Genomic DNA, 3107 nt, shown 5'->3' with positions numbered 1-3107 from the left:
GTGCCAAGGTATCCACCGTGAGCCCTTTGTAGCTTGACCAATGTTTCTCTCCATGCCATTGCTGCGGTTGTACGCAGATTCTCTTGCTTTCCATCGGCCTATCCTGCTCTCCTGGCCTAAACCAGGCTGATTACAACCTCCCAACTTTCACCATCCAACCAGTGGATGACTCCAGCAGCAGATTTCATCGTGAGCTATCAAGCCCATCAAAAACAAAATCAAACCCGACTGCTTCGGCAGCAGCCAGGAAGCATGCAGAGCTCGGCTTTACTTCTAGAATCTCTCAATTCATTCTCATCACAAAATCCTCAAGACTGATACCTGCTTTCGCAGATACAGCCTATCAGTTAAAATGATTTCGTTTGAATTGAGCATCCATGAGATGCTTTATATTCAGACTTATCTATGCAGTTGTCAAGGTTCTGCTGTGCACTCTCAGCCTGGTTCCAGTAACCAGGCTGATCAGAGCCCAGCGTCTTTTCGTTCGTTCTGTTGATCTCCTGATCACACAAAACTTGAAAGGAAGCTGGGGTCCATTCGCAGCTGACGATCTAGTCTTAGTCCTGAGCAGTGTTTCCTGTCGCCTTCGCGTTCCGGCTGGTTTGGTCAGTGGAGGTTAGCGGACTCGAACCGCTGACATCCTGCTTGCAAAGCAGGCGCTCTACCAACTGAGCTAAACCCCCAAACACGAATGGGCCATCCTGGACTTGAACCAGGGACCTCACCCTTATCAGGGGTGCGCTCTAACCACCTGAGCTAATGGCCCAGGAAAACCCTTGTGAGGTAAGACCTAGACAAAGTTTAGGAACTGAAAAAATGAATCCAACACAGATCTTTATCCCCACCATCGCTGGTAAGTACTTCCTTCTTGCTGGTTCATCCCTTGAGGTACCGATCGACCTTCGAGATGACAGGACTCTGGCCTCACCACAAAATTGGGTCAGACATCAAAGTCAGTTTTGTCTCCCTGTTAGGAGGTGATCCAGCCGCACCTTCCGGTACGGCTACCTTGTTACGACTTCACCCCAGTCATCAGCCCCACCTTCGGCGTCCTCCTCCCTTACGGGTTGGAGTAACGACTTCGGGCATGGCCAACTTCCATGGTGTGACGGGCGGTGTGTACAAGGCCCGGGAACGTATTCACCGCAGTATGCTGACCTGCGATTACTAGCGATTCCTCCTTCACGTAGGCGAGTTGCAGCCTACGATCTGAACTGAGCCACGGTTTATGGGATTTGCTAGCTCTCGCGAGTTTGCTGCCCTTTGTCCGTAGCATTGTAGTACGTGTGTAGCCCAGGACGTAAGGGGCATGATGACTTGACGTCATCCACACCTTCCTCCGGTTTATCACCGGCGGTCTCTCTAGAGTGCCCAACTGAATGCTGGCAACTAAAGACGTGGGTTGCGCTCGTTGCGGGACTTAACCCAACATCTCACGACACGAGCTGACGACAGCCATGCACCACCTGTCACTGCGTTCCCGAAGGCACCCCCCGATCTCTCAGGGGTTCGCAGGATGTCAAGCCCTGGTAAGGTTCTTCGCGTTGCATCGAATTAAACCACATACTCCACCGCTTGTGCGGGCCCCCGTCAATTCCTTTGAGTTTCACACTTGCGTGCGTACTCCCCAGGCGGAACACTTAACGCGTTGGCTACGACACCGAGGGGGTCGATTCCCCCGACACCTAGTGTTCATCGTTTACGGCCAGGACTACAGGGGTATCTAATCCCTTTCGCTCCCCTGGCTTTCGTCCATGAGCGTCAGTTATGGCCCAGCAGAGCGCCTTCGCCACTGGTGTTCTTCCCGATATCTACGCATTTCACCGCTACACCGGGAATTCCCTCTGCCCCTACCACACTCTAGCCCAGTAGTTTCCATTGCCTGGATGGAGTTGAGCTCCACTTTTTAACAACAGACTTTCTGGGCCGCCTGCGGACGCTTTACGCCCAATAATTCCGGATAACGCTTGCCACTCCCGTATTACCGCGGCTGCTGGCACGGAATTAGCCGTGGCTTATTCCTCAAGTACCGTCATGTCTTCTTCCTTGAGAAAAGAGGTTTACAGCCCAGAGGCCTTCGTCCCTCACGCGGCGTTGCTCCGTCAGGCTTGCGCCCATTGCGGAAAATTCCCCACTGCTGCCTCCCGTAGGAGTCTGGGCCGTGTCTCAGTCCCAGTGTGGCTGATCATCCTCTCAGACCAGCTACTGATCGATGCCTTGGTGAGCCTTTACCACACCAACTAGCTAATCAGACGCGGGCTCATCCTCAGGCGAATTTCATTTCACCTCTCGGCATATGGGGTATTAGCAGCCGTTTCCAGCTGTTGTCCCCCTCCTGAGGGCAGATTCCCACGCGTTACTCACCCGTCCGCCACTAACCCGAAGGTCCGTTCGACTTGCATGTGTTAAGCACGCCGCCAGCGTTCATCCTGAGCCAGGATCAAACTCTCCGTTGTAGTCACTGATCCTTTAAACTTATTCGCTTTGCCTTAAACTCGCGCTCAATTCAAAACAAACTCGTCGCAATCAATGCCGCCTTCCAGACTAAATACTTGCCTCGCAGCAAGCTTGTCCTTCTTGGCCTCCTTCCGGTGGAAGGGTTCGAGAGTGCGTTCCTCATCTCTCTGCTCACCTCGCGGCTCACACAGACATGGCAACGACTTTCCAAATCACTCAGATCCGGTCGCAGTCTTGATGATCATGGAACTTTTCATCGAAGTCGTGACCCGTGACAGCCTCTCCTTCAACATTCCATCCATCAATCTGCTTTGTTCTTTTTGACGGGACCTCACACCTCTGCTGCTATCTCGTCATCCATTCGCTGCAAACAGACTTTCAGGTTGATCAACCAAGCTCACGCCTGATTTCTCAATCCTCTCGCCTCGCTCGCAACCAGGATGACGCAGCAAAAGCGTCAGTTCCTAAACTTTTCTTTTGTCCAGGTGCGCCATACTCACCCCCTCTCAGGGGCTTCTGGCTCGGCGGCCTCTCAGCCGCTTCTGAAACTTACAGCATCGGGGGCTTCCGCTTCCCTCTGCCCTAAGCCCTGCAGCGCTTTGCCTTCCGGCTCACGCGCAGTCCAATAACCTATCACATCAGCTCTCGTC

The 3107-nt window shown here is 53.1% G+C and carries 2 tRNA genes and 1 rRNA gene; all 3 read right to left on the bottom strand.

The features are described from left to right. Positions 1–610: 610 nt before the first annotated feature. Positions 611–683 (bottom strand) — tRNA-Ala (locus KQ307_RS00660). A 9-nt stretch (positions 684–692) separates the two neighbouring features. Continuing rightward, positions 693–766 (bottom strand) — tRNA-Ile (locus KQ307_RS00655). A gap of 204 nt (positions 767–970) precedes the next feature. Next, positions 971–2456: ribosomal RNA gene (locus KQ307_RS00650) — 16S ribosomal RNA — on the bottom strand. Between the last annotated feature and the right edge of the window lie 651 nt (positions 2457–3107).

The sequence above is a fragment of the Synechococcus sp. CS-1326 genome (assembly GCF_025128115.1).
Lineage (GTDB): Bacteria > Cyanobacteriota > Cyanobacteriia > PCC-6307 > Cyanobiaceae > Regnicoccus.
The sequence above is the reverse complement of the archived record's forward strand: the minus strand, read 5'-3'. Positions and strand labels throughout refer to the sequence as shown.